The sequence below is a fragment of the Porphyromonas circumdentaria genome (assembly GCF_900167105.1).
Taxonomy (GTDB): Bacteria; Bacteroidota; Bacteroidia; order Bacteroidales; family Porphyromonadaceae; genus Porphyromonas; species Porphyromonas circumdentaria.
Genome location: NZ_FUXE01000004.1, coordinates 88,712 through 109,373, shown reverse-complemented (window position 1 = coordinate 109,373; position 20,662 = coordinate 88,712). Strand labels below are relative to the sequence as shown.

At 46.6% G+C, this 20,662-nt stretch carries 17 protein-coding genes; 15 read left to right on the top strand and 2 right to left on the bottom strand.

The annotated features are described in order from the left end of the window. Positions 1-22: 22 nt before the first annotated feature. Positions 23-145: a hypothetical protein gene (locus tag B5D06_RS09110; protein WP_260398601.1), complete on the bottom strand. Its 123-nt coding sequence runs from the start codon at positions 143-145 to the stop codon at positions 23-25. A gap of 1,022 nt (positions 146-1,167) precedes the next feature. Here B5D06_RS09110 and B5D06_RS02715 point away from each other — a divergent pair. From B5D06_RS02715 to B5D06_RS02670, 10 genes are all read left to right on the top strand, one after another. After that, on the top strand, positions 1,168-2,358 hold the full coding sequence (locus B5D06_RS02715) for a DUF4369 domain-containing protein (RefSeq protein WP_078736496.1): 1,191 nt from the start codon (positions 1,168-1,170) through the stop codon (positions 2,356-2,358). A gap of 6 nt (positions 2,359-2,364) precedes the next feature. Beyond that, positions 2,365-3,360 (top strand): GSCFA domain-containing protein, encoded by a 996-nt coding sequence (locus tag B5D06_RS02710; RefSeq protein ID WP_078736495.1) that lies wholly within the window; start codon positions 2,365-2,367, stop codon positions 3,358-3,360. 43 nt (positions 3,361-3,403) lie between these two features. Beyond that, positions 3,404-5,884, top strand: coding sequence for a bifunctional UDP-N-acetylmuramoyl-tripeptide:D-alanyl-D-alanine ligase/alanine racemase (locus B5D06_RS02705; protein WP_078736494.1), 2,481 nt, complete (start codon positions 3,404-3,406; stop codon positions 5,882-5,884). A gap of 56 nt (positions 5,885-5,940) precedes the next feature. Further along, a complete protein-coding gene (gene dnaG, locus B5D06_RS02700; RefSeq protein WP_078736493.1) occupies positions 5,941-7,914 on the top strand; it encodes a DNA primase in 1,974 nt (657 codons plus the stop codon). A 30-nt stretch (positions 7,915-7,944) separates the two neighbouring features. Next, positions 7,945-9,171 (top strand): class I SAM-dependent rRNA methyltransferase, encoded by a 1,227-nt coding sequence (locus tag B5D06_RS02695; protein ID WP_078736492.1) that lies wholly within the window; start codon positions 7,945-7,947, stop codon positions 9,169-9,171. A 35-nt stretch (positions 9,172-9,206) separates the two neighbouring features. Beyond that, positions 9,207-10,814 (top strand): AAA family ATPase, encoded by a 1,608-nt coding sequence (locus tag B5D06_RS02690; RefSeq protein WP_078736491.1) that lies wholly within the window; start codon positions 9,207-9,209, stop codon positions 10,812-10,814. Beyond that, positions 10,811-11,860, top strand: coding sequence for a 5-methylcytosine-specific restriction endonuclease system specificity protein McrC (gene mcrC / locus B5D06_RS02685; RefSeq protein ID WP_078736490.1), 1,050 nt, complete (start codon positions 10,811-10,813; stop codon positions 11,858-11,860). Before B5D06_RS02690 ends, mcrC begins: the two co-directional genes overlap by 4 nt. 157 nt (positions 11,861-12,017) lie before the next feature. Further along, positions 12,018-13,088: an AAA family ATPase gene (locus B5D06_RS02680; protein WP_078736489.1), complete on the top strand. Its 1,071-nt coding sequence runs from the start codon at positions 12,018-12,020 to the stop codon at positions 13,086-13,088. Next, on the top strand, positions 13,085-13,753 hold the full coding sequence (locus tag B5D06_RS02675) for a DUF4276 family protein (RefSeq protein ID WP_078736488.1): 669 nt from the start codon (positions 13,085-13,087) through the stop codon (positions 13,751-13,753). The genes B5D06_RS02680 and B5D06_RS02675 overlap by 4 nt, the downstream gene beginning before the upstream one ends. Positions 13,754-13,901: 148 nt before the next feature. Next, complete coding sequence (locus B5D06_RS02670) at positions 13,902-14,342, top strand: hypothetical protein (RefSeq protein ID WP_078736487.1); 441 nt, start codon at positions 13,902-13,904, stop codon at positions 14,340-14,342. Here the strand turns inward: B5D06_RS02670 and B5D06_RS08945 are convergent. Then, a complete protein-coding gene (locus B5D06_RS08945) occupies positions 14,310-14,474 on the bottom strand; it encodes a hypothetical protein (RefSeq protein ID WP_159442675.1) in 165 nt (54 codons plus the stop codon). The genes B5D06_RS02670 and B5D06_RS08945 overlap by 33 nt on opposite strands. 433 nt (positions 14,475-14,907) lie before the next feature. Between B5D06_RS08945 and B5D06_RS02665 the strand changes: the two genes are divergently transcribed. From B5D06_RS02665 to B5D06_RS02635, 5 genes are all read left to right on the top strand, one after another. After that, positions 14,908-15,954 (top strand): adenine-specific methyltransferase EcoRI family protein, encoded by a 1,047-nt coding sequence (locus tag B5D06_RS02665; RefSeq protein ID WP_078736486.1) that lies wholly within the window; start codon positions 14,908-14,910, stop codon positions 15,952-15,954. A gap of 149 nt (positions 15,955-16,103) precedes the next feature. Further along, a complete protein-coding gene (locus B5D06_RS02655; RefSeq protein WP_078736484.1) occupies positions 16,104-17,276 on the top strand; it encodes an HNH endonuclease family protein in 1,173 nt (390 codons plus the stop codon). 67 nt (positions 17,277-17,343) lie between these two features. After that, positions 17,344-17,841 carry a tyrosine-type recombinase/integrase gene (locus B5D06_RS09060; protein ID WP_234989547.1) on the top strand — a complete coding sequence of 166 codons (498 nt, stop codon included), beginning with the start codon at positions 17,344-17,346 and terminating at the stop codon, positions 17,839-17,841. An 887-nt stretch (positions 17,842-18,728) separates the two neighbouring features. Next, positions 18,729-18,938, top strand: a complete 210-nt coding sequence (locus B5D06_RS09130) for a hypothetical protein (RefSeq protein ID WP_078736483.1) — start codon at positions 18,729-18,731, stop codon at positions 18,936-18,938. A gap of 422 nt (positions 18,939-19,360) precedes the next feature. Continuing rightward, positions 19,361-20,659 carry an AAA family ATPase gene (locus B5D06_RS02635; RefSeq protein ID WP_078736482.1) on the top strand — a complete coding sequence of 433 codons (1,299 nt, stop codon included), beginning with the start codon at positions 19,361-19,363 and terminating at the stop codon, positions 20,657-20,659. Positions 20,660-20,662 lie beyond the last annotated feature (3 nt).

Sequence of the window (20,662 nt, the reverse complement as noted above, 5' to 3'; positions counted from 1 at the left end):
TCTGCAATAATCCTTTTTTGCTTCAAAAGTCGAACTTGTCGAGCAAACTCTTTTCCTGTACGACAATCCGAAATCCTCTGTCGCACTTCCCCCAGAATATACTCGTGTGAGGACTGTTGTTCCGCCCTGCTTTTTTGTTTTTCATAGGGTATAGGAGTTCTTTCCGTATTTGCCAATATGTGCTTCATGTACTGTAAAACAGCATAATAAGAACAATGAACACTAATCGTACAAAAGGGGGATTTCTGACTGTTTATAAGGGACTGCGCAACCTCAAGATTACAGATGGCTTTTGACTTCATTTTAATGCCGTTTACAACATCCCTTTACTCTTGCATTGTTTATATTTACTTCACTCTCACACTGCAAATACAAGTGCAAATATATTAACAAGAAAGTAATTGACAATCTAAAACACAATGTAAACAACAAAACAGCGAACAAAGTTTGAACAAAAACAATCAAAAAGGGGGTGCCGTTCAGACTAATGAAAAGCGGAGTTTTGACAGGAGCAAAGTCAAGTTTAGTCCCGTGCAAACTTACGTTATCCTACGTGCAAAGGAGCGTTTACACGAGTGGAAATGTAGTGCTGCTTCCTTGCATTTTGCGTTTCCATTTCGAAGCCTCCTAAAAGAGCAAATGGGTGGTCAAAAACTTCCCATGGGCGCAAAGATAAAAAAGTGGAGAGATCCCAGTAAAATCGATAATTCGAGATAATTCGGAGATAATTATCCGATAATTACAAGATAATTCGCTTGAATTATGTGCAGAATTATCCCCTATATATAAAAGAAAAGAAAGGAAAGAGAAACAAAACAAAACTCACTAAAGAGGGAAAGTGGGTCGAAAAGGAAAAGAGAAGTGTGGGCGTTATTTTATAACTTTGCCCCCACAAAATGAAACCGCGTTTTACAAAAAGCCTGCGCTTTTTGGGGTGTGCTGACGCACGCGGACTTCGCCACGAAGTCCTCTCTCCACAGGGGTGTAGTTTTAGGAGAGCGTTAGGTGTGTGCCTACGGCGTTGTGCCGAATGACCGCCAGCAGACATCGCCACCTCGTCTCTTGCCACAGAAAAGGCGACCCCGACCCATAAGCAAGAGGGGAAAGTTGGCAGAGGGAGCGAACAGTGAACCGAGCGAATAACCGAGAAAGCCCACGAGAGCCCAAATGGTCAAAGAGATTTTGAATCGACACGTTATGATATTGAAAAGATTTTCTTTTGTTTTCTCACTTCTTCCCCTCCTCGCGTGGCTCCTTTTGGGGTCGTGCAGCCGCTCTTCACAGCGCAGTTTCGAGGTACAGGGAGTAGTGGAAGATGGCGCAGATACCACGCTATACCTCACCGAGGTGCTGGAGGCACTGCGCGTTGTAGACTCCGTTCGCACCGACAGCAAAGGGCACTTCAGCCTACGCTACGCCATAGAGCAAGACTCGATACTCTACCGCTTAGGACGAGGCAATCGGGGCGTCGTGTTCCGTGCCGACTCTGCCGATAAGATCACACTCTCTTTCCGCCTCGACAACCCCTTGGGGAGCTGTCTGCTCAAAGGCAAAGCAAGCAACGAAGCCCTGATGCAGATACAGCAGGCCACTCAAGTCGTAGAGGATAAGATCGAACGCATCACCCAACAGTGCCGCGTAGGCGAAATGAGCCTTGCAGAGGGCAATGAGCAAATAGCAGCACTGGTCGAAGCACACAAGAAGCACCTCTCCGAAAAGTACATCTACCCCCGTCCGAGTTCGCTCGAGGCCTATTTCGTACTCTTGCAAACCCTTAATGGCGGTCAGACGCTCTACCCGATTGACTTTTTTGCTCCCTCGACTATCGACCTGCACTCATTCGGTTATGTAGCCTCTGCATACGAAGCGTTCAAACCTGAGCACCCCTACACAAAGGGATTGAAAAACAGAGCCTTGCAACTAATCAAAATAGACAAACAACGCCGAGGCATGCCCTACGACAAACTGCTTGAGCAGGCTGAAGAGCGAGAATTTCCACCCCTAAAACTCATCGACAACCGTGGCGAGGAGCAAGATTTGGAGCAGGTCGTTGCCCAAAACGCTCGTGTACTTCTGGCTTTCGTCTCCTTCTCCATGGAGGGTATGCCGAGCTTCATTGCCGAACTGAATAGGCGTTACTCCCAACAATCGGAGCCTCGTACCGAGGTCTATATGGTTTCATTCGACAGGGATATGAGTCAGTGGATGCAGGCCACACGCAAACTGCCATGGCTCAACGTGTACGATGCTCAACAGACGAGTGTGGTACCCTTTAACGTAACGCAGCTCCCCCAGCTCTATCTGCTCCAACAAGGCTCTATGCAGCGCATCGGCTCACTCAAAGAGGGCTTTCGCTAAGTTGCCATGAAAGCAATAGCCCTTTCTACCCCCGTAACGTGGAGCGGTATAACGGAGACGAGACGCCTTCGCTATGGGGAGAAAATTCTCTCGTTAGGCTCCTGCTTCAGTGAACGTATCGGGTCGTGGCTTTTCCAGAGGGGGTTCGACACTGTGGTCAATCCTTTCGGCACACTTTACAACCCGATTTCGATAGCCCAGGCCTTAGAGAGTTTGGCAGAGGGGCAAGGTGCTTTTGACCCCAATATGCTCTTTGAGCATCAGGGCAAATACCACAGCTTTATGCATCACAGTCGCTACTCGAGGGCGACCCAAGAGGAGGCACTCAAGTGCATAGAGGAGGATCTGCAACGGGGGCGCGAGCAACTCTTGCAGGGCAGGTGGTTACTGCTCACTCTGGGTTCCTCTTTCCTCTACACCCACAAAGAGTTGCAGAGCGTGGTAGCTAATTGCCACAAACTTCCCGAGCATCATTTCACCCACACCAAGGGCGACAAATCGCTTTTCGTAGCACGTTTGCAGCCGATAATCGCCACCCTTTTGGAGCGCAATCGGGAGCTGGAGATTCTCCTCACGGTAAGTCCCATACGCTACCTACGCTATGGAGCGGCGGCAAGTCAGCGCAGTAAGGCAGAGCTACTCCTCACGGCTGAGGCTCTTGAGGATCTATTCAAAGGCAGGGTACACTACTTTCCCGCCTACGAAATCATGATGGACGAGCTACGCGACTATCGCTACTATGCCGAGGATATGATACATCCGACCGAGCTTGCCGTGGAGGTGATCCGTCAGCGTCTTCTGAACGGTTGGTTGTCCGCGAGCGAGCAAGAGCCGCTGCAGGTAGCCGAAAAACTCTTCCAACGCACCCAGCACCGCCCTATTCATGCCTCCGAAGAGGAGCAACGAACCATGCAGCAGATTTTAGAGCAGGAGGGCAAGCGTATCCGCCATAAATTTCCTAACTTAGTACTTCGTAACATTCTCCCCACGCTCGAGGAGTAATACCTAATGTAGTTACACGAGATACGACAGAAGTAGTAAAAGCATGATCTACACGATAGAGAAAATAGTACAGCGATTACGCCCTTTGCAGTCGATCGTACGCTTCGACGACACCATCGAGCATATCCTCACCGATAGCCGCTCGCTATCTCACACGAAGCACACGCTTTTCTTTGCCCTGCTGGGCGAGTCGGGCGATGGGCACCTCTACATAGAGCAACTCTACCACCATGGGGTGCGTAACTTCGTTATCATCAACCATATCGAAGAACTGGCAGAGAAGTGCCCCGAGGCCAACTTCATAGCCGTGAGCGACACCCTGCGCGCCCTGCAACGCCTCGCCATAGAGTGGCGCAACGCCTTTCAAATACCAGTAGTAGGGATAACAGGGAGTAATGGGAAAACCGTGGTCAAGGAGTTTCTTTACCAACTCCTCTGCGATAGTTACAACATAGTGCGCTCTCCCAAGAGCTACAACTCACAGCTCGGCGTGCCGCTCTCGGTACTGCAAATGCGAGAGAGCCATACGCTCGCACTCTTTGAGGCGGGCATCTCCAAACCAGGCGAGATGGAGCGACTTTTCCCCATCATACACCCCACGATAGGGATATTCACCAATATCGGCTCGGCACATCAGGAGAATTTCAATACTCTGGCACAGAAAATCGACGAGAAACTACAGCTCTTTGCCGACTGCGAGCGCATTATCTACAATATGGACGATAAGGACATAACCGACGGATTGCGCCGTGCAGGCCTTCTGGGGCAGAGCCGTGGGTGGAGTGTAGAGAACAAAGAGGCTACGCTCTTCGTTAAAAAGATAGAAACCAAAGAGAAAGTTACCGAGATAACGATAGCCCCTTTAGGCACCGATTTGGTCATACAAATACCCTTTGTGGACCAAGCTTCGGTAGACGATGTACTCCACTGCATCGTGGCAATGATGGTGCTCAAACCCAACTTTGTAGAGTACCCCGAGATATTCCTACGCCTCGAACCCGTGGAAATGCGTCTGGAGGTCAAAAAGGGCAACAACAATAACATTATCATCAACGACGTGTGCAGCAACGACATCAACTCGCTTGCCATCGCGCTCGACTTTCAGCAAAGAAGAGCCAAAGAGATGGGGCTTAAGCGCGTCGTAGTGCTCTCAGAGATACAGCAGAGCGGGCTCTCGGCACGTCAGTTGTACCACAATGTAGCCGATATGATGCAGCCTCTGGCGATAGATCACCTCTTCGTAGTCGGCAAGGAGATGACCCGCTTACAGGACTATCTGCCCGATCACAAGATCAGCTACTTTGCTCACACGGACGACCTTCTGGCGCATGCTGCACTGGAGGATCTATCGGATAGTTGCATACTGGTCAAGGGAGCGCGTTCGTTCCAATTCGAGCGTATCATAGATCGCTTGTCGTACAAAGTGCATCAAACGACCCTGCAGGTCAATCTGGAAGCTATCGTACAGAACCTCAACTATTACCGTTCGCTCCTGCCCAAGGGTACGCAGTGCATCGGTATGGTCAAAGCCAACGGCTATGGAGTAGGCTCTTACGAGGTGGCACAGTCGCTCGACGAGGCACACATCGATGCCTTGGCAGTGGCCGTAGCAGACGAGGGGAAAGAGCTGCGCAAGGCAGGTATTCTCTCGCCCATTCTGGTGATGAACCCCGAGGAGAGTGCCTTCGACACCCTTATCAACTATACATTAGAGCCTGTTATCTTCTCGCGTACCCTACTGGAACGCCTCTGCGCTAAAATCAGCAAGCAGGGATTCAGCCGTATAGCCATTCACTTAGAGATTGACACGGGTATGCATCGTCTCGGCTTCTCTCCCGAGGAGCTTATCGAGCTTGTCGACTTCTTTAAGGGCAACAATCTGGTTTACGTTAAGAGCCTCTTTACTCATCTGGCTGCGGCAGACGATCCCGAGCAAGATGCTTTTACCCTACGACAGATAGAATGCTTCACCGAAGCGAACCAACGCTTTGCCGAACTTATGGGTTATACCCCACTGCGCCACATACTCAATACGGCAGGCACGGAGCGATTTCCCGAGCAAGCAGCCGATATGGTACGCTTGGGTATCGGGTTGTACGGCATCTCCTCGTCGGGCGATACGCACCTGGCACCCGCCCTCCGCCTGCGCACCACCCTTTTGCAGAAAAAAAATATCCTCCCAGGCGATACGATTGGTTATGGTCGCAAGGGACTTCTCCCCGAGGGAGGTACTATCGGTATTATTCCTATCGGTTATGCCGATGGTTACGACCGTCGCTTTAGTCAGGGAAGAGGTTGGGTCAGCCTACGTGGTAAGCGTTGCCCCATTATCGGCAATATTTGCATGGATACCTGCATGATAGATTTGACCCACTGCCCCGAAGCGGAAGAGGGCGATGAGGTAATCCTTTTCGGTGATGCCCTCACAGATATTGGCGAGTTGGCACGCTCTATCGACACTATATCCTACGAACTGATTGCCGATCTCTCGCCCCGCATCCAGCGCGTTTACTTTCGAGCTTAAAGCGAATACTCCTTTTCAGCGCACGCCCCTACAAAATACTCTCTCCCTTGCAAAATATGATAGATGAGGTAACGAAACAACGTATTTTAGATGCCGCCAACATTGTCGATGTGGTGAGTGACTTCGTTTCGCTCCGCAAGTCGGGTGTAAACTACGTAGGGCTCTGCCCGTTCCATGCCGACCGCCGCCCCTCGTTTCACGTCTCGCCCTCGAAAAATATCTGTAAGTGCTTTGCCTGCAACGAGGGTGGAACACCCATTTCATTCCTGATGAAGCTCGAAAAGATGTCGTTTCACGAGGCTCTTCGCTATCTGGCACGCAAGTACAATATAGAGATTGAAGAGCGCGAAGAGACCGAGGAGGAGCGTCGCCGTCGCAATGAGCAGGAGAGCATGTTCCTTATACAAAAATTCGCCGCCGAATACTTTCAGCAACAACTACTCGGCTCTGAAGAGGGAGAAACCATAGCAATGCCCTACCTACGTCACAGGGGCATTACGCAAAACATTATCGAGAAGTTTGCCTTGGGCTATGCCACCTCGCAACGAGACGGGCTATGGCAAAAAGCAACGCAAGCGGGGTACAATCCCAAATATCTCTACGAAACGGGGCTATGCTTCGAACCGTCAGAGGGACGCACGGCAGGCGATCGTTTCCGCGAGCGCATCATATTCCCCATTCACTCGGTCAGCGGACGCATTGTCGCCTTTGGTGGGCGCATCATGGTCAATAAGGACAAAACCGCCAAGTACATCAACTCGCCCGAGAATATCATCTACTCCAAAAGCCGAGAACTATACGGACTTTATTTTGCCAAGAAAGGCATCTCGCAAGCCGACAAGGTCTACCTCGTAGAAGGGTATATGGACGTTATCGCCATGCACCAAGCAGGCATCGAAAATGTGGTAGCTTCCAGCGGAACGGCACTGACCACCCAACAAATACGCCTCATCCGACGCTTTACGAAGAATATCACCTTGCTCTTCGATGGCGATGCTGCAGGGATTAAAGCTGCCATTCGAGGGGTAGATCTACTCTTGGAAGCTGGCATGCACATCAAAGTATTGCTTCTCCCCGAGGGTGAAGATCCCGACTCATTCGTACGCCAACGCTCCGTTACCGAGTTCAACGAATACATACAACAGCACGAGGTCGATTTTATCTCCTTCAAAACCGAGCTATACCGCACAGAGATGGCAGAGAGCCCCATGAAGCGGGCGGCTGTACTCAACGAACTGGTACGTACCATCGCTATCATCCCCGATGTAGTGGAGCGCAGTGTATACACGCAGAGCATGGCACGCAACCTTTTTTTGGACGAGAAAACACTCCTCCAGCAGGTATTGATAACCCGCAACAACCTACACTTTCAGCAACAAAAAGCACCGCAAACACACTCCGAGCCCACCCGAGAAGAGCCCAATATACCCGCTGTTCAACCCCCTAAGATGCGCACTGATTTGACTAAGGGCGAGACTGATTTGCTCCGCCTCTTGGTGCGGTATGGCGAGCAAAAGGTACCAGTACAGAATGACGACGGCACAATCTACCAGATGTCTATCGGGAGCTATATCCAGGCGAGTATCGAAGAGGAGTTGGAAGAGAGAGAACCATCGCTCTTCTCCATCATGCTACACGAAGCGGGCGAACGTATGGAAACCTCCAGCAACTTCCGTCCCGCCACCTACTTTGCCAACCACGAAGAGCCAATTATAGCCGACTTCTCGGTAGACCTCCTCTCCGATCGCTATCAACTCAGCACTACTTCGCGCAAAGTACTCAACATCGACAACGACGACGAGATGCCCAGCATCGGTCAACTAATAGAAGACACCGAGCGATGCGTCAAAGCCTACCAAGCCGAACGCATACAACACCAAATACAAGAGTGCCACAAACGACTGCAGGAGGCACAAAACAGAGGCGACAACGAGGCTCTCATGCAGGCAATGAAAGAGCTTAACGAGCTCAATAAGATAAAGATGAGCTATGCGCACGATTTGGGCGAACGCATGATTTTAGGCTCCTAATCTCCCCAACAGCACAACGAATTTTAGACAATGACGACAGCAAAATATCCCTCCGTATATCTACGCAAAGGAAGAGACGAGGCGGTGCGCCGCTTTCACCCATGGATTTTTAGTGGAGCCATCGAACGCATCGAGGGCAAGGTCTGTGAGGGCGATCCCGTAGACCTCTTGGCACACGACGGCACACTCTTGGGGTGCGGCTTCTACGAGGGGGGCAGTATTGCGGTGCGTATGCTCTCTTTCGGCTCTTCGATAACGGACTTCGACACTTTTTTTGTGGAGCAAATAGAAAAGGCCTACCGTCTGCGCCACGCCTTGGGACTTATACAACCGCACGAAGTAGCAGGCACCCAACGCAACAATGTATATCGCCTCATCCATGGCGAGGGCGATGGTCTCTCGGGATTGGTAGTAGACATCTACGGAGATACTGCCGTAATACAAGCACATAGTGCAGGTGTGTATCGACATATCGAACGCATCGCACAGGCCATCGTAACGGTATGCCAAGGCGAAGTAACAGCCGTTTTCGACAAATCGTCCGCCACTCTTCCCGACCCCTCTATAGCCAGTGTAGGCGATCGCTTCCTCATAGGCAAAAGCACGGCACAACCCGTCTACGAAAATGGTTTGCAGATACTCCCCGACTGGCTCAGAGGGCAGAAGACGGGCTTCTTCATCGACCAACGAGACAACCGTCGCTTGGTGGGTCAATACGCCTCGGGAAGACGTGTGCTCAATATGTTTTGCTACTCGGGCGGATTTAGCCTCTACGCCCTGCAAGGGGGTGCCGAAGAGGTAATTTCGGTAGATAGTTCGGCTCGAGCCTTGAGCTTGGTAGAGCATAACGTGGCACTCAACTTCGGCGATGCCATAGCTGGCGGACGGCACGAAGGCGTGGTAGCCGATGCTTTCGAATACCTCAAAGGGATTGCCTACGGAGCCTTTGACCTCATCGTCTTGGACCCTCCTGCCTTTGCTAAGAAGCGTTCGGCACTGAAGAATGCCCTCAACGGTTACCGCAAACTGAACGCCCTCGCCTTAGAACGCTTAGCCCCTGGCAGTTTCCTCTTCACGTATAGCTGTTCGCAAGCCGTTTCGCCCGAGGACTTCCGCTTGGCAGTGCTTACAGCATCGGTGCAGGCAGGCAGATCGGTACGCATCCTGCGACAACTGGGACAGTCCACCGACCACCCTGTGAGCATCTATCACCCCGAGGGCGAATACCTCAAAGGCCTCTTCCTCTACGTCGAATAATCCCCCCAACCATCCCACAAATCAGCAATAACAATATGGGCGAAAGAGATAAATTGTACAACGCCTTCTTGCAACGCTTCCCCATTGAGTACTTGCCCAACATGACCTTGGAAGAGTATAAAAAACTTGGGGAGAAAGATACTTTTTGCTACTGGTTAGAATCAAAATTGGACAAACTCGGTTCTATATGGGGTGGTGCTGCTTACAAGTTTGGAATATACGAATACAAAGACAATCCAAAAAACGACAGTCAATATACCCATGATGAACAATATGCGTGGGAAAGAAAGTCGGGGAAAAAAGCCTCTGATGTTTTTAATAAAGTAAAGGAAGAAATTATACAGATCGCTCTCGCAGCACAGAAAGGAGATTGGAAAGCAATCGAGGCACTTGAGCAGAGCAAGACAAGAGCCTTAGGTCCTGCTATTATTTGGAAAATAGCCTTCTTGTATTCTAACAAGCAACTACTGCCTATTTATAATATGGATCCTGTGAAAAAAGAAGGATGGCTTCCTTCTCTTGCTCAATACTTTGGAATGCCCAACGCAGACAAAGCCTCCAGAATGGAAATACAGCATTTTCTATTAGAGAAGAAAGGCGACAAGAAGCTATTCCAGTTCTACGACGAACTATGCGAAATTTACAGAGTCCACTTTGCTAAGAAAAAGAAAAAGAAGAACAAGAAAAAGAATACGGCTTTGGTCACAGAAGACAAGGATACCGAAGAACACGTAACAGTCCCTTCTCCCCAAATAGTTTCCCCACAGCCTACCTCAGAGGAGTCTCTTGAGGCTTACTCTGACAAGCAATTTCTGCAAGAGGTCTATATGTCAGACCATGAGCTACAACGCCTCAAAGCCCTATTGAAAGAGAAGAAAAACATCATCCTACAAGGAGCCCCCGGAGTGGGTAAAACTTTTACGGCAAAACGGTTGGCGTATCTGCTCATGGGAGTCAAGGACAAGCAACGGATAGAGATGGTGCAATTCCACCAAAACTACTCCTACGAAGACTTTATCTTAGGCTACAAACCCAATGTACAGGGCAGTTTCGAGCTACGACAGGGCTTGTTCTACAAGTTCTGCATGAAAGCGCACAACAGCCCCGACAAGGACTTCTTCTTTATCATCGACGAAATCAACCGTGGCAATTTGAGCAAGATATTCGGCGAACTCCTCATGCTCATCGAAAACAGTTACCGAGGCAAAGAGATTAAGTTAGCCTACACGGACGAACCCTTTGCCGTGCCCAATAATCTCTATATCATCGGTATGATGAACACCGCTGACCGCTCTTTGGCTATGATTGACTATGCCCTGCGCCGTCGCTTTAGCTTCTTCGAGATGCGTCCAGGCTTCGAGACCGATGGCTTTAAGCATTATCAAGAGGGATTAAATAGCCCGCTATTAGACGCTATCATTCAAGGGATTATCGCTCTCAATGGAGAGATTAGTGCCGACGATTCGTTAGGCAGAGGCTTCTGCATCGGACACAGCTACTTCTGCAACCAAAAGGTCTTCTCCGACGAGTGGCTCAAAAACGTTATCGAGTACGACATCGAACCGATGCTACGAGAGTATTGGTTTGACGACACCTCCCAATGCGAGATGCACATCGACCACTTGAAAAAGTTGCTAAAATGATCATCAATAGGGAGATACCCATCAAGAATATCTACTATATGCTCTCCTATGCTTTCAAGGAATTGAGGCATAACAACTACGAGCATATCGAGGGCGAGGCGTTCGAAAACATCTATGATTTGTTGGCAGAAATCCTCTTCAAGGGTGTTTCCCATCTCCTAAAACGGGGGTTGCACAAAGAGTATATCCTCTATGAAGATACCCTCTCCACCCTAAGAGGCAAGCTCTCCCTGCCCGAGACCATCAAAGAGAAGATGGCACAGAGGGCTCGCCTCGCCTGCACATACGACGAACTCACCGCCAATAATTTGTTCAATCGGATTATCAAATCAAGCCTCACACGCCTCATCGGCGAGCGAAGTGTCAGGAGCGAACGGAGGAATGCCCTCAAAAAGTTGCTCTTCTTTTTCGATGACATCGAGGCTATCGAACTAAGCCGTGTGCCGTGGAGTCGCCTACAATACGACCGCAACAGTCGCACCTATCAGATGCTCCACAACCTCTGCTACTTCCTTTGGCAACGGGAACTCCTCTCCAACAAAGCGGGTAGCACCCAGATGGAGCACTTTAAGCACGATCAGATGCCCCTCCTCTTCCAACGCTTCGTCCTCGAATACTACAAACAGCATCACCCCGAGTGTCGCCCCTCTGCCCGACAGATTACGTGGAACTTCTGTGAAAACGGCTCTTCATCGTGGTCGCTCCTCCCCGCTATGCAGTCCGATATTACCCTGACTTCGGGCGAGCGCACCCTCATCATCGACACGAAGTATTACAGCCGAACATTGCAAAGCCATTACAACAAAGCGACAATCCACTCGGACAACCTCTACCAAATCCACGCCTACGTGATCAATGAAGACAAGGCACACAACGGCAAAGTGGACGGTATGCTCCTCTACGCCCAAACGATGGCAGAAGAGCAACCCGACGAACGCTTCGTCACTCCCGATGGCAACATCTTGATGGTCAAAACGCTAGATCTAAGCGCAGACTTCGCCACCATCAAAACCTCCCTCGACACCCTCCTCACCTACCCCCTCTAACCGCCTTGCATTCCTTTCCCCCCAAGAAACAACCTCGATCTGTGATGCAGACCGAGGCTTTTTTGTATCCCGATTGTAGTAGACTATTACACTCTTCGGTAGTACATCTAAAAAGAGTATATTTGTTGCTACATCGGAGATAAAATATGTAGAAAGTATGGACTACATCGAAATAAGTGGGTACAAATCTATAAAGCATGTCGAACTGACGCTAACCCCTATCAACATACTCATAGGTGCCAACGGGAGTGGGAAAAGCAACTTTATATCTTTCTTCGATTTTCTCAATAGGCTATACAATCAAAAACTTACTGAATATGTTGCTCTAAAAGGAGGAATGGATAAATTTCTCTTTCAAGGTCGTAAGGTAACAGATACTCTATCCTTTCATACCCAATTCAGCAAGGGGATCAATGCCTATTCCGCAACGTTAAAGTCAGGAGACGAGGGCTTTATATTTGTCAAAGAAGATTTGATATACAGGGGCTCTCACTCGAACATAATCAACTTTCAGAAAGAGGCAAAGCTCAAGACTTCAGATATGTATCGGGCTGCTTACATCCGCCACTTCTTAGATGCTTGCCGAAAGTATCATTTCCACGACACGAGTTCTAACGCTCCCTTTACCAAGCCGAGCAATACAGAGACAGATATACATTACCTCTACTCCGATGGAATGAATATTGCCGCTTTTCTGCATCATATCCACGAAACAGAGCCCATTGTCTACAATAGGATTATAAAAAACATTCAATCCGTAGCCCCCTATTTCTCCGACTTCTACCTTGTCCCCAACGCTGAAAACAACCTCAAACTACTTTGGAAAGATAAGTTCAGCGACATGACATACGGGGTTAATGATTTGTCCGATGGTACGCTTCGCTTCATAGCTCTCTCTGTGCTCTTTTTGCAACCCAACCTACCCGACACAATCATTATTGATGAACCCGAATTAGGCTTACACCCCTTTGCTATTGCCAAGCTATCGGGTATGATTAAGTCAGCTGCTCAACGCAACTGTCAGGTTATTATCGCTACCCAGTCTGCCGATTTAGTAAGCCATTTTGAACCAGAAGAGATTATCACCGTAGACCAAATCAATGGAGAAAGTCTTTTCAAACGCCAAAGCAGAGAATTGCTACAAAAGTGGCTCGATGACTACTATACAATAGATGAGTTGTGGAAAAGAAGTATGCTCGAAGGAGGACAACCTAATTATATCCCATGAAAAGACTTATCATTATCTGTGAAGGAGAGACCGAACAGGAGTTCTGCTCTATGCTGCTAACCCCCTACCTCCGCTCTAAAAGGGGGTATGTCCTCGTTCAAACCCCTCGAATAAAAAGATCAGGAGGAGGCCTCCTCACGTGGGAAAGATTGAAAAAAGAGATTGAAACCTACCTTAGAGAAACCGATGTCGTTGTCACCTCATTGCTTGACTTCTACGGTATCGGTCCCTCACTACATTTTCCTCTATGGAAAGAAGCCGATAGGATAACCGAGAAAAATCAAAGATTGGACTTCTTAGAAGGAGCTATGAAAGAGGATATTGACGAACGCCTCCAAAACAATTTCATCCCCTATCTACAATTACATGAGTTCGAAGGACTTCTTTTTAACAACATTGAGGTTTTTGAAACGCAATTTTCCCCCAAAGAATTGATTGGAAGGAGGGAGTTAATAGAGGTATTGGAACAGTACGATAATCCCGAAATGATAAACGATGGTCCCAATACACACCCCTCACAGAGATTAGAGCGTATAATCGACGGGTACGCAAAAGTAGTTTATGGGAATATTTTAGCCGAAGCGATTGGCATTGAGAGGATAAGGAGCAAATCTCCTCGATTCAATCAATGGATAGAAAAAATCGAAACAGCATGTGCATCATGATTCTCTAATAGAGGACTACCTTCTCATACAGCATAACGCCTTGTTCTTAGTTAGAGCGGGGCGTTTGTATTTTATCACACTACGGATTGGTGGTTTCTGCTTATTTCTATTACTTTGCAGCGGAAGAATTACAAAAAACAACTGTACGATGAAGAAATTGTTCCTTACATTATGTCTCGCTTTCACACTCCTCCCCTCTCTTAAGGCAGATCAGTTGGCCTACATTAGCAAAGCAGAGGCTCAACGTACCATAGCACTCCTCTCGAAGTATCCCGAAGTGCTTGTCTGGTGCGCTTGTTGTGATACCGAGTACTCCTACTGGTCTTTGATTAAGATTAAGAAAATCTATATGAGAGAGGTCGGTTATACCGATAGTTCGAGTGGAGAAAACTATTATGAGGTCATTGTAGAGGGGGTCAACCATAAGGGAGAGAAAGTTACGGAAGAGTTGGATCTCGCCTACGCCCACGTCAGAGGCGATGATGGTTGGGGCTACTGTGTCGGTCGATTAATCGGGGCTGAGTGCGACCCTTGCACCCCTCCTTTCCCATGGCTTTTAGATGCCCAAAAGCCCCAAAAGAAGCGTTAAAAAACACTCGCTAACCGTCCGAGGGCAACGTCCCTCTCGTGGAGATGATTTTGGCTCCGAATCGCACTGTTCGTTGCACAAAGCCGAAGCCATCTCCTTTTTTGTACCTACATGCCCAACAACTCGTTTCATCAACCTCTCCTTTCTTTTCTTTCCGATTTCCTTAAAGGCATCATAGGGAGCAGGCGTTAAAGGGAAAAGAGCCCATGCTCTCCTCTAAGCAGATTTACTTTAGAGCATTGTGAATGGCTCCCTCCTAAGCTATCGACAGACACGAACGCTGCTCCCTTTTTTAGGATAAATCAGATATCCTCCTTCTACTCTTCGAACTCCTTCTATTACGGAGCGGCATTGAAAGTTAGCACACGTTATAACTGAGGTTGAGACACGTGTAAAGTAGCGTTGTAACGGACCCTAATAAACACGACACAACAAGAAAAGAGTTAAAAAACTCTGCTTTTTTCCACCAACCGATACTTTTTTGTACTAAATAGTGGTTTCCCTTCTTCACCTCTCCTCATAACTTCATATTTTTGCAATGTTAATAAGACTTCTAAGGTTAAATATGGCAAACAACAACTTGAAAGAGGCAAAAGCTGCCAAGAATGATGAGTTCTATACGCAGTATCACGACATTGAAATAGAAATGAATGCCTACCTAGAATACGACCCAGACGTTTTTCGGGGCAAAACCGTTCTCCTGCCCTGCGATGACCCTGAGTGGAGTAACTTCACGCGCTTTTTTGTCGCCAAGTTTGAGGAGCTTGGCCTCAAGAAACTCATCAGCACGAGCTTTGCCCAGGAGAGTAAGAACTACAAATCGGATTGGCAACCGACGCTCTTCGAAACCGAAAATCCACGCTTTAGGGCCGAAAAAACGGCTATCTGTGGCAAGATTTTTACGCTCACACACGACACCAATCGTAACGGCAAAATCGAAATAGATGACTTAGAGTGGGAATATCTCGAGGGGACGGGCGACTTCCGCAGTCTCGAGGTAACGGCTCTGAGAGACGAAGCCGACATCATTATTACAAATCCCCCCTTCTCTCTCTTCCGTGAGTTTTTAGCCTGGATTGTCGAGGGCAGCAAGCAGTTTGCCATTATCGGCAATATGAATGCCATCACCTATAAGGAGGTATTTCCTCTGATTAAGAAAAATAAGATGTGGTTGGGAATTCCATTTCCAAATGGTAATGCATACTTTCGCCCAGCCCTCCAAGGGAACTATGCAACAGGAGTATATGATCCGAAGACCAACTTAGTAAAATTCAGAAACTGTATTTGGCTAACCAATCTTGAGCATGGTCGTCGCCACCAACCATTGACTCTTATGACAATGGCGGACAATCTGCGCTACAATAAGAAGATGAAAGAAAAAGAGGCTTATGACCGCTATGATAATTATGATGCGATAGAAGTTCCTTTTACCGATGCAATACCCTCAGATTACGAGGGAGCAATGGGGGTTCCTATCTCCTTTTTGGACAAATACTGTCCAGAGCAATTTGAAATCTTAGGGAATGAATATGACCTAAACTTAGAGCGTGGACGTGGCTACATCAGAGGGAAACGAATGTATAGCCGTATATTTATTAAACGGTTGCTTTGATAAAAATACGCTTATACACCTTTTTCCTTTGTACAAGGGCTTGTGCTATACCGCTTTCTATATGCCAAAGCCCATTAGAAAATCCTTTTCCTTCACTCTCTGTACACCCTAAGATTTCAACTAAGTAACTAACAAAAAAACGTAATACAATGCAAACAGAATTACATACAGAATGGAGCGTTGCAGACATCTGCAAAGGCTTTGTCTATAATGAACTAGAGGGTAAGGGGCTCTTCGGTCTTAATGGTCAGTTGACAATACAGCCCGAGTATCAGCGACATTATATCTACAAGGAGGGCAAGAAAGAGGTTGCGGTAATCAAGTCCATTTTGAGTCGTTATCCTCTAGGTTTGATTTACTTCAACCGTACCCCAGAGGGGCAATATGAAGTCTTAGACGGACAGCAACGCATCACCTCCATAGGTCGCTTCGTAACGGGGAAATTCGCTATCGAAGATGCGAATGGAAATATCCAATACTTTTCGGGGCTTCCCGCGGAGCAGCAGAAACTCATCTTAGACTCAAAACTATTGGTTTATGTCTGTGAGGGCGAAGAGCGAGAAGTAAAGGAGTGGTTCAAGACCATCAATATAGTAGGTATACCACTCAACGAGCAAGAGTTACGCAACGCCATCTATTCGGGCCCCTTTGTCAATGCCGCGAAGCGTGTATTTAGTAATTCACAGAATGCAGAGGTACAGAAGTGGAGCCACTACATCAAGGGAGAGGTTAAGCGACAAGGCTATCTAGAACAAGCCCTTCAGTGGGTCTGTGCTAGCAAGCAGATGAGCATAGATGCTTACATGAGTATGCACCGCCTCGATAGTGATATTATAGAATTAGAGAACTATTTCCGTTCGGTAATTGATTGGGTTACCACAATGTTTACAATGATAGAAAAGAATATGTGTGGAGTCGAATGGGGACGCTTATACGAGACATACCATAATTCATCCTACAGTATTGACCACATCACTCAGCGCGTCGAAGCATTACTTGCAGACGAGACCATTAGATGTCCTCGCAATATCTACGAATATGTACTTGGAGGAGAGCAGAACCCCAGCTTGCTAGATGTACGCTTATTTAATGAAAAAGACAAGAAAACTGCCTACAATAGACAGACGGAGGAAGCCGAGAAAGAGGGTAAATCGAATTGCCCCCTATGTGCCATAGGAGAGAATGCTAATAAAGATCGTATTTATAAAATCTCAGAGATGGATGCAGACCATGTAACAGCATGGAATAAAGGGGGAAGTACGACACTCGAAAACTGCGAAATGCTCTGCAAGACACACAACCGCTCCAAAGGCAACAGATAGTTGTTCGCTCCATCTCGGTACATAATTAAAGAGTTTATATGTCTATGAACTTTAAAATATGTACAAGATGCAAAAGACTTTCGAAGAGCTCTCGCAAATATGGAGCGAGACCAAGCGACCTCTCGTCAAGTACTCTACAATGTGTGCTTATCGGCTTGCACTCCAGACTCATCTACTACCTCACTTCGGACAAAAAAACAAAATCGATGAAGATGAAGTACAACGCTTTATTATTCACAAAGTAGAGTTAGGTTTAGCCAAGAAAAGTATCAGAGATATTATAGCGATTCTCCGCTCAATAATCAAGTATGGTGCGAGACACGGCCTTTTTGACGGAGAAGATTGGCAACTCTATTACCCCACGGTGGAAACAGATAATAGGTTGTCTGTTCTCTCTATTAACCATCAAAGAAAGCTGATGGCCCATCTACTCAAAGAGCCTAACTCCCAAAATATCGGAATACTCCTTGCTCTCTGTACGGGAATGAGAATAGGAGAAGTCTGTGCCTTGCAATGGACAGATGTGGACTTGCCCATCGAATGCTTCGAGTGTCTCAGACAGTAGGACGCATATACAACTGTGACTTGAGAGCGACGGAGTTTGTTCTCTCCACCCCTAAGACCAAACATTCTTTTAGAGAGATACCCATCTCAAAACAGCTATTCGAAGCATTGAGAGTTGTTAAAAAACAATCATCATCGGCTTTTGTTGTTGGTTCATTGGCACACGCTGTCGACCCACGATCTTATAGAGACAACTTTGCCCGACTACTCAAAAGACTTCAGATACCCCCTATAACCTTTCATACCAGTAAACATAGCAAAACTCACAAGTAGCTATATTCCAGCGAATTGAAACAACAAAAAAAGAAAAGTTGGTAACGATAAGGAAACCAGCGAAGTTCTAGATTCTTCCCTGTTTTGCATTTTCAAAGAATCGCTTTTGAATACGACAAAGGTAATATTATCTGTGGAGAAAGACGAAACTTTCTCCGTTTTTCTTTTCTAATAATTCTCTGTTCAAACAGCTTTATTCTTTTCGTCTCATTATTCATTGTTATGTCAGTCTTTCTTGTGAAGACTGCCTTTCATTTTTTTCGCTCTGTCCTCTCCGGTGTTCCTCTCCACGTTCCATTCTATGTATTCGCATCGGGATCGGTTGTTCGTTGTCAGCGGCAAAGGTAGTTTCGGGCTTTCACGGACAAAAAAGGTCGGAGCGGCAAGCCGTTACGACGACAATCTCCACACTTCCATTTCATTGCAGGTAGTATTCTCGCCGTAAAACCTTGTTTGTCCTGAGCCCTACCTTTTTACGCCACTGAAACGAAAACGACCGACCCGACGGAAAGACGCATAAAAAAATGTCGGAAACACGAGGACAGAGAAAATGAAAAATGGAAACTCAACTCCCTCACCTCTGGAATCCGCATAAAATCAAAAAAATCAGACAAGATGAAACTGAGATACAGAATATCAATTTGGGTGGCACTTGCACTCGCAGGCTCTCTCCTTTGGGGTGGAAGTGTCTGGCTTTGGCTGACAGGGATATGTGTGGGAAAACTTCTCTTTCGGCTGCTCCTCACCATCGTTTTGGCAATCGCAGTGTACATCTTGGCTTATGCCCTCATCATTGGGGGAATATTTTGGTTACTCATTTCTTAAATACGCTCATATATGAAAAGAAGAAGCAAGACAATCGCATAGCAATGCAAATACTATGAGGTGGACAACATCTTTGAGTATATGGTATCGGTTTTCCTCAACGGAAATATCTCCGCCTTTGGGGAATAAGATGTAATATTTTAACATACTGATATTTACGATATTGCAGTAACATAAAAGCAGATGACTTTCAATTTAGTATCATTTTAGCACTATTATTCAGCCACTGCAACAATCTAAACAACAAAACAAATTCTATCATAGGATTGGGAATGGGCTTGATTTGAATTTACTTCTAAAAATCACATAAAATACATCTTGCGACCATATTTCGTAATTTTTCTACTAAAACACGAATCATAGTTTGCCGTGTAAGATTTTATTTGTACATTTGCACCGTGTAATAGATAAATTCAACGAATATGATAGCAGAATTCAACATTGAAAATTTTTTCTCAATAAAGTCTCCACAAAAGATAAGCTTTGAGCCTTCGTCAGATACTTTTATGTCTGACGAATATTCGTATGAAGTTAAGGATGGGATAAAGTTGCTAAAAGTAGGCATCATATATGGTGCTAACGCTTCCGGCAAAACCAACATCTTGAATGCTGTTGAATTTTTCAGGATGCTTGTGCTTAGGATGCCCAAAGACCGAAACGAGAAAACTGGGGTTGTTCCTTTCATGCTGGATGATATATCAAGGGATGAAAAGACTAAGATGTCAATGGTATTCTATATCGGTCAGTCGAAGTATATCCTTGCTTTTGAATTGGATGCAAAATATATCCATTCTGAGACGCTGATTGTTTATGATTCTATCCGACCTACCAAATTGTATAGCCGCAGTTATGATGCAGCAACAGATTCCACGACAATAGATTTCGGTGTAAATCTGAAAATGACAAAGAAAAGTCAAGATGTGATTTCTGGCAACACTATTAATAATTGCAGTGTGCTTGCTGCATTTGGTAAAAGTAATGTCGAGCGGACGAAACTAAATGATGTGTACGATTACTTTGCCAAACAAGTAAAAGAAGTGCTGGCACCGGGTATGTTGCTATCGGGTTATGTCAAATCACGATTGGACAAAGACGAATCGGGCGACTTGAAGAAGTTCATCCTAAACTTCCTGAAAGCCTCTGACTTTAACATAGAAGATGTTGCATTACACGAGGAGGAGGAATTGATTACCCCTGAACTAGAGCAGCTGATTCAGAATGCCCCTATTGGTGATGAAGCAAAAGCCGACATACTTAGAAAGGGAAAAATCACAAATACCGAATTGACATTCAAACATAAAGCTGGCGACAAACTTTATGACTTGTCGGAAGAATACGAATCCAACGGTACAATGAGGTTTTTGGGTATGGCCGTAATTTTGAATTTCTTGCTAAAGACCAATCGGTTTGTTCCTATTGATGAAGTTGAAACAAGCATCCATTACGAACTGCTGGCTTATTTTATAAAAGTCTTTTTAGCGAATAGTGAAGGAACATCGCAAATGCTGTTGACAACGCACGACATTAATCTTCTCAATGAGGATTTCATTCGCCGTGATACGATATGGTTTACTGACAAAGACGAATTGGGCAAAACTAAAATAGTGCGTTTGTCCTCTTTGGGGCTACATAAGAATCTCTCTCCATATAATGCCTATAAACAAGGTAAATTAGTAAAACTGCCGTTCCTTGGCAGTCAGTATATCAACTTAAACGACTGACAA

What these genes read in the sequence shown, in the direction of transcription:
- B5D06_RS09060 (WP_234989547.1), top strand. Translation starts at nt 17,344, where the DNA reads ATGCAAAAGACTTTCGAAGAGCTCTCGCAAATATGGAGCGAGACCAAG.
- mcrC (WP_078736490.1), top strand. Translation starts at nt 10,811, where the DNA reads ATGATCATCAATAGGGAGATACCCATCAAGAATATCTACTATATGCTC.
- B5D06_RS08945 (WP_159442675.1), bottom strand. Translation starts at nt 14,474, where the DNA reads ATGAAACGAGTTGTTGGGCATGTAGGTACAAAAAAGGAGATGGCTTCG.
- dnaG (WP_078736493.1), top strand. Translation starts at nt 5,941, where the DNA reads ATGATAGATGAGGTAACGAAACAACGTATTTTAGATGCCGCCAACATT.
- B5D06_RS09130 (WP_078736483.1), top strand. Translation starts at nt 18,729, where the DNA reads ATGAAACTGAGATACAGAATATCAATTTGGGTGGCACTTGCACTCGCA.
- B5D06_RS02655 (WP_078736484.1), top strand. Translation starts at nt 16,104, where the DNA reads ATGCAAACAGAATTACATACAGAATGGAGCGTTGCAGACATCTGCAAA.
- B5D06_RS02635 (WP_078736482.1), top strand. Translation starts at nt 19,361, where the DNA reads ATGATAGCAGAATTCAACATTGAAAATTTTTTCTCAATAAAGTCTCCA.
- B5D06_RS02680 (WP_078736489.1), top strand. Translation starts at nt 12,018, where the DNA reads ATGGACTACATCGAAATAAGTGGGTACAAATCTATAAAGCATGTCGAA.
- B5D06_RS02715 (WP_078736496.1), top strand. Translation starts at nt 1,168, where the DNA reads ATGGTCAAAGAGATTTTGAATCGACACGTTATGATATTGAAAAGATTT.
- B5D06_RS02675 (WP_078736488.1), top strand. Translation starts at nt 13,085, where the DNA reads ATGAAAAGACTTATCATTATCTGTGAAGGAGAGACCGAACAGGAGTTC.
- B5D06_RS09110 (WP_260398601.1), bottom strand. Translation starts at nt 145, where the DNA reads ATGAAAAACAAAAAAGCAGGGCGGAACAACAGTCCTCACACGAGTATA.
- B5D06_RS02695 (WP_078736492.1), top strand. Translation starts at nt 7,945, where the DNA reads ATGACGACAGCAAAATATCCCTCCGTATATCTACGCAAAGGAAGAGAC.
- B5D06_RS02710 (WP_078736495.1), top strand. Translation starts at nt 2,365, where the DNA reads ATGAAAGCAATAGCCCTTTCTACCCCCGTAACGTGGAGCGGTATAACG.
- B5D06_RS02705 (WP_078736494.1), top strand. Translation starts at nt 3,404, where the DNA reads ATGATCTACACGATAGAGAAAATAGTACAGCGATTACGCCCTTTGCAG.
- B5D06_RS02670 (WP_078736487.1), top strand. Translation starts at nt 13,902, where the DNA reads ATGAAGAAATTGTTCCTTACATTATGTCTCGCTTTCACACTCCTCCCC.
- B5D06_RS02665 (WP_078736486.1), top strand. Translation starts at nt 14,908, where the DNA reads ATGGCAAACAACAACTTGAAAGAGGCAAAAGCTGCCAAGAATGATGAG.
- B5D06_RS02690 (WP_078736491.1), top strand. Translation starts at nt 9,207, where the DNA reads ATGGGCGAAAGAGATAAATTGTACAACGCCTTCTTGCAACGCTTCCCC.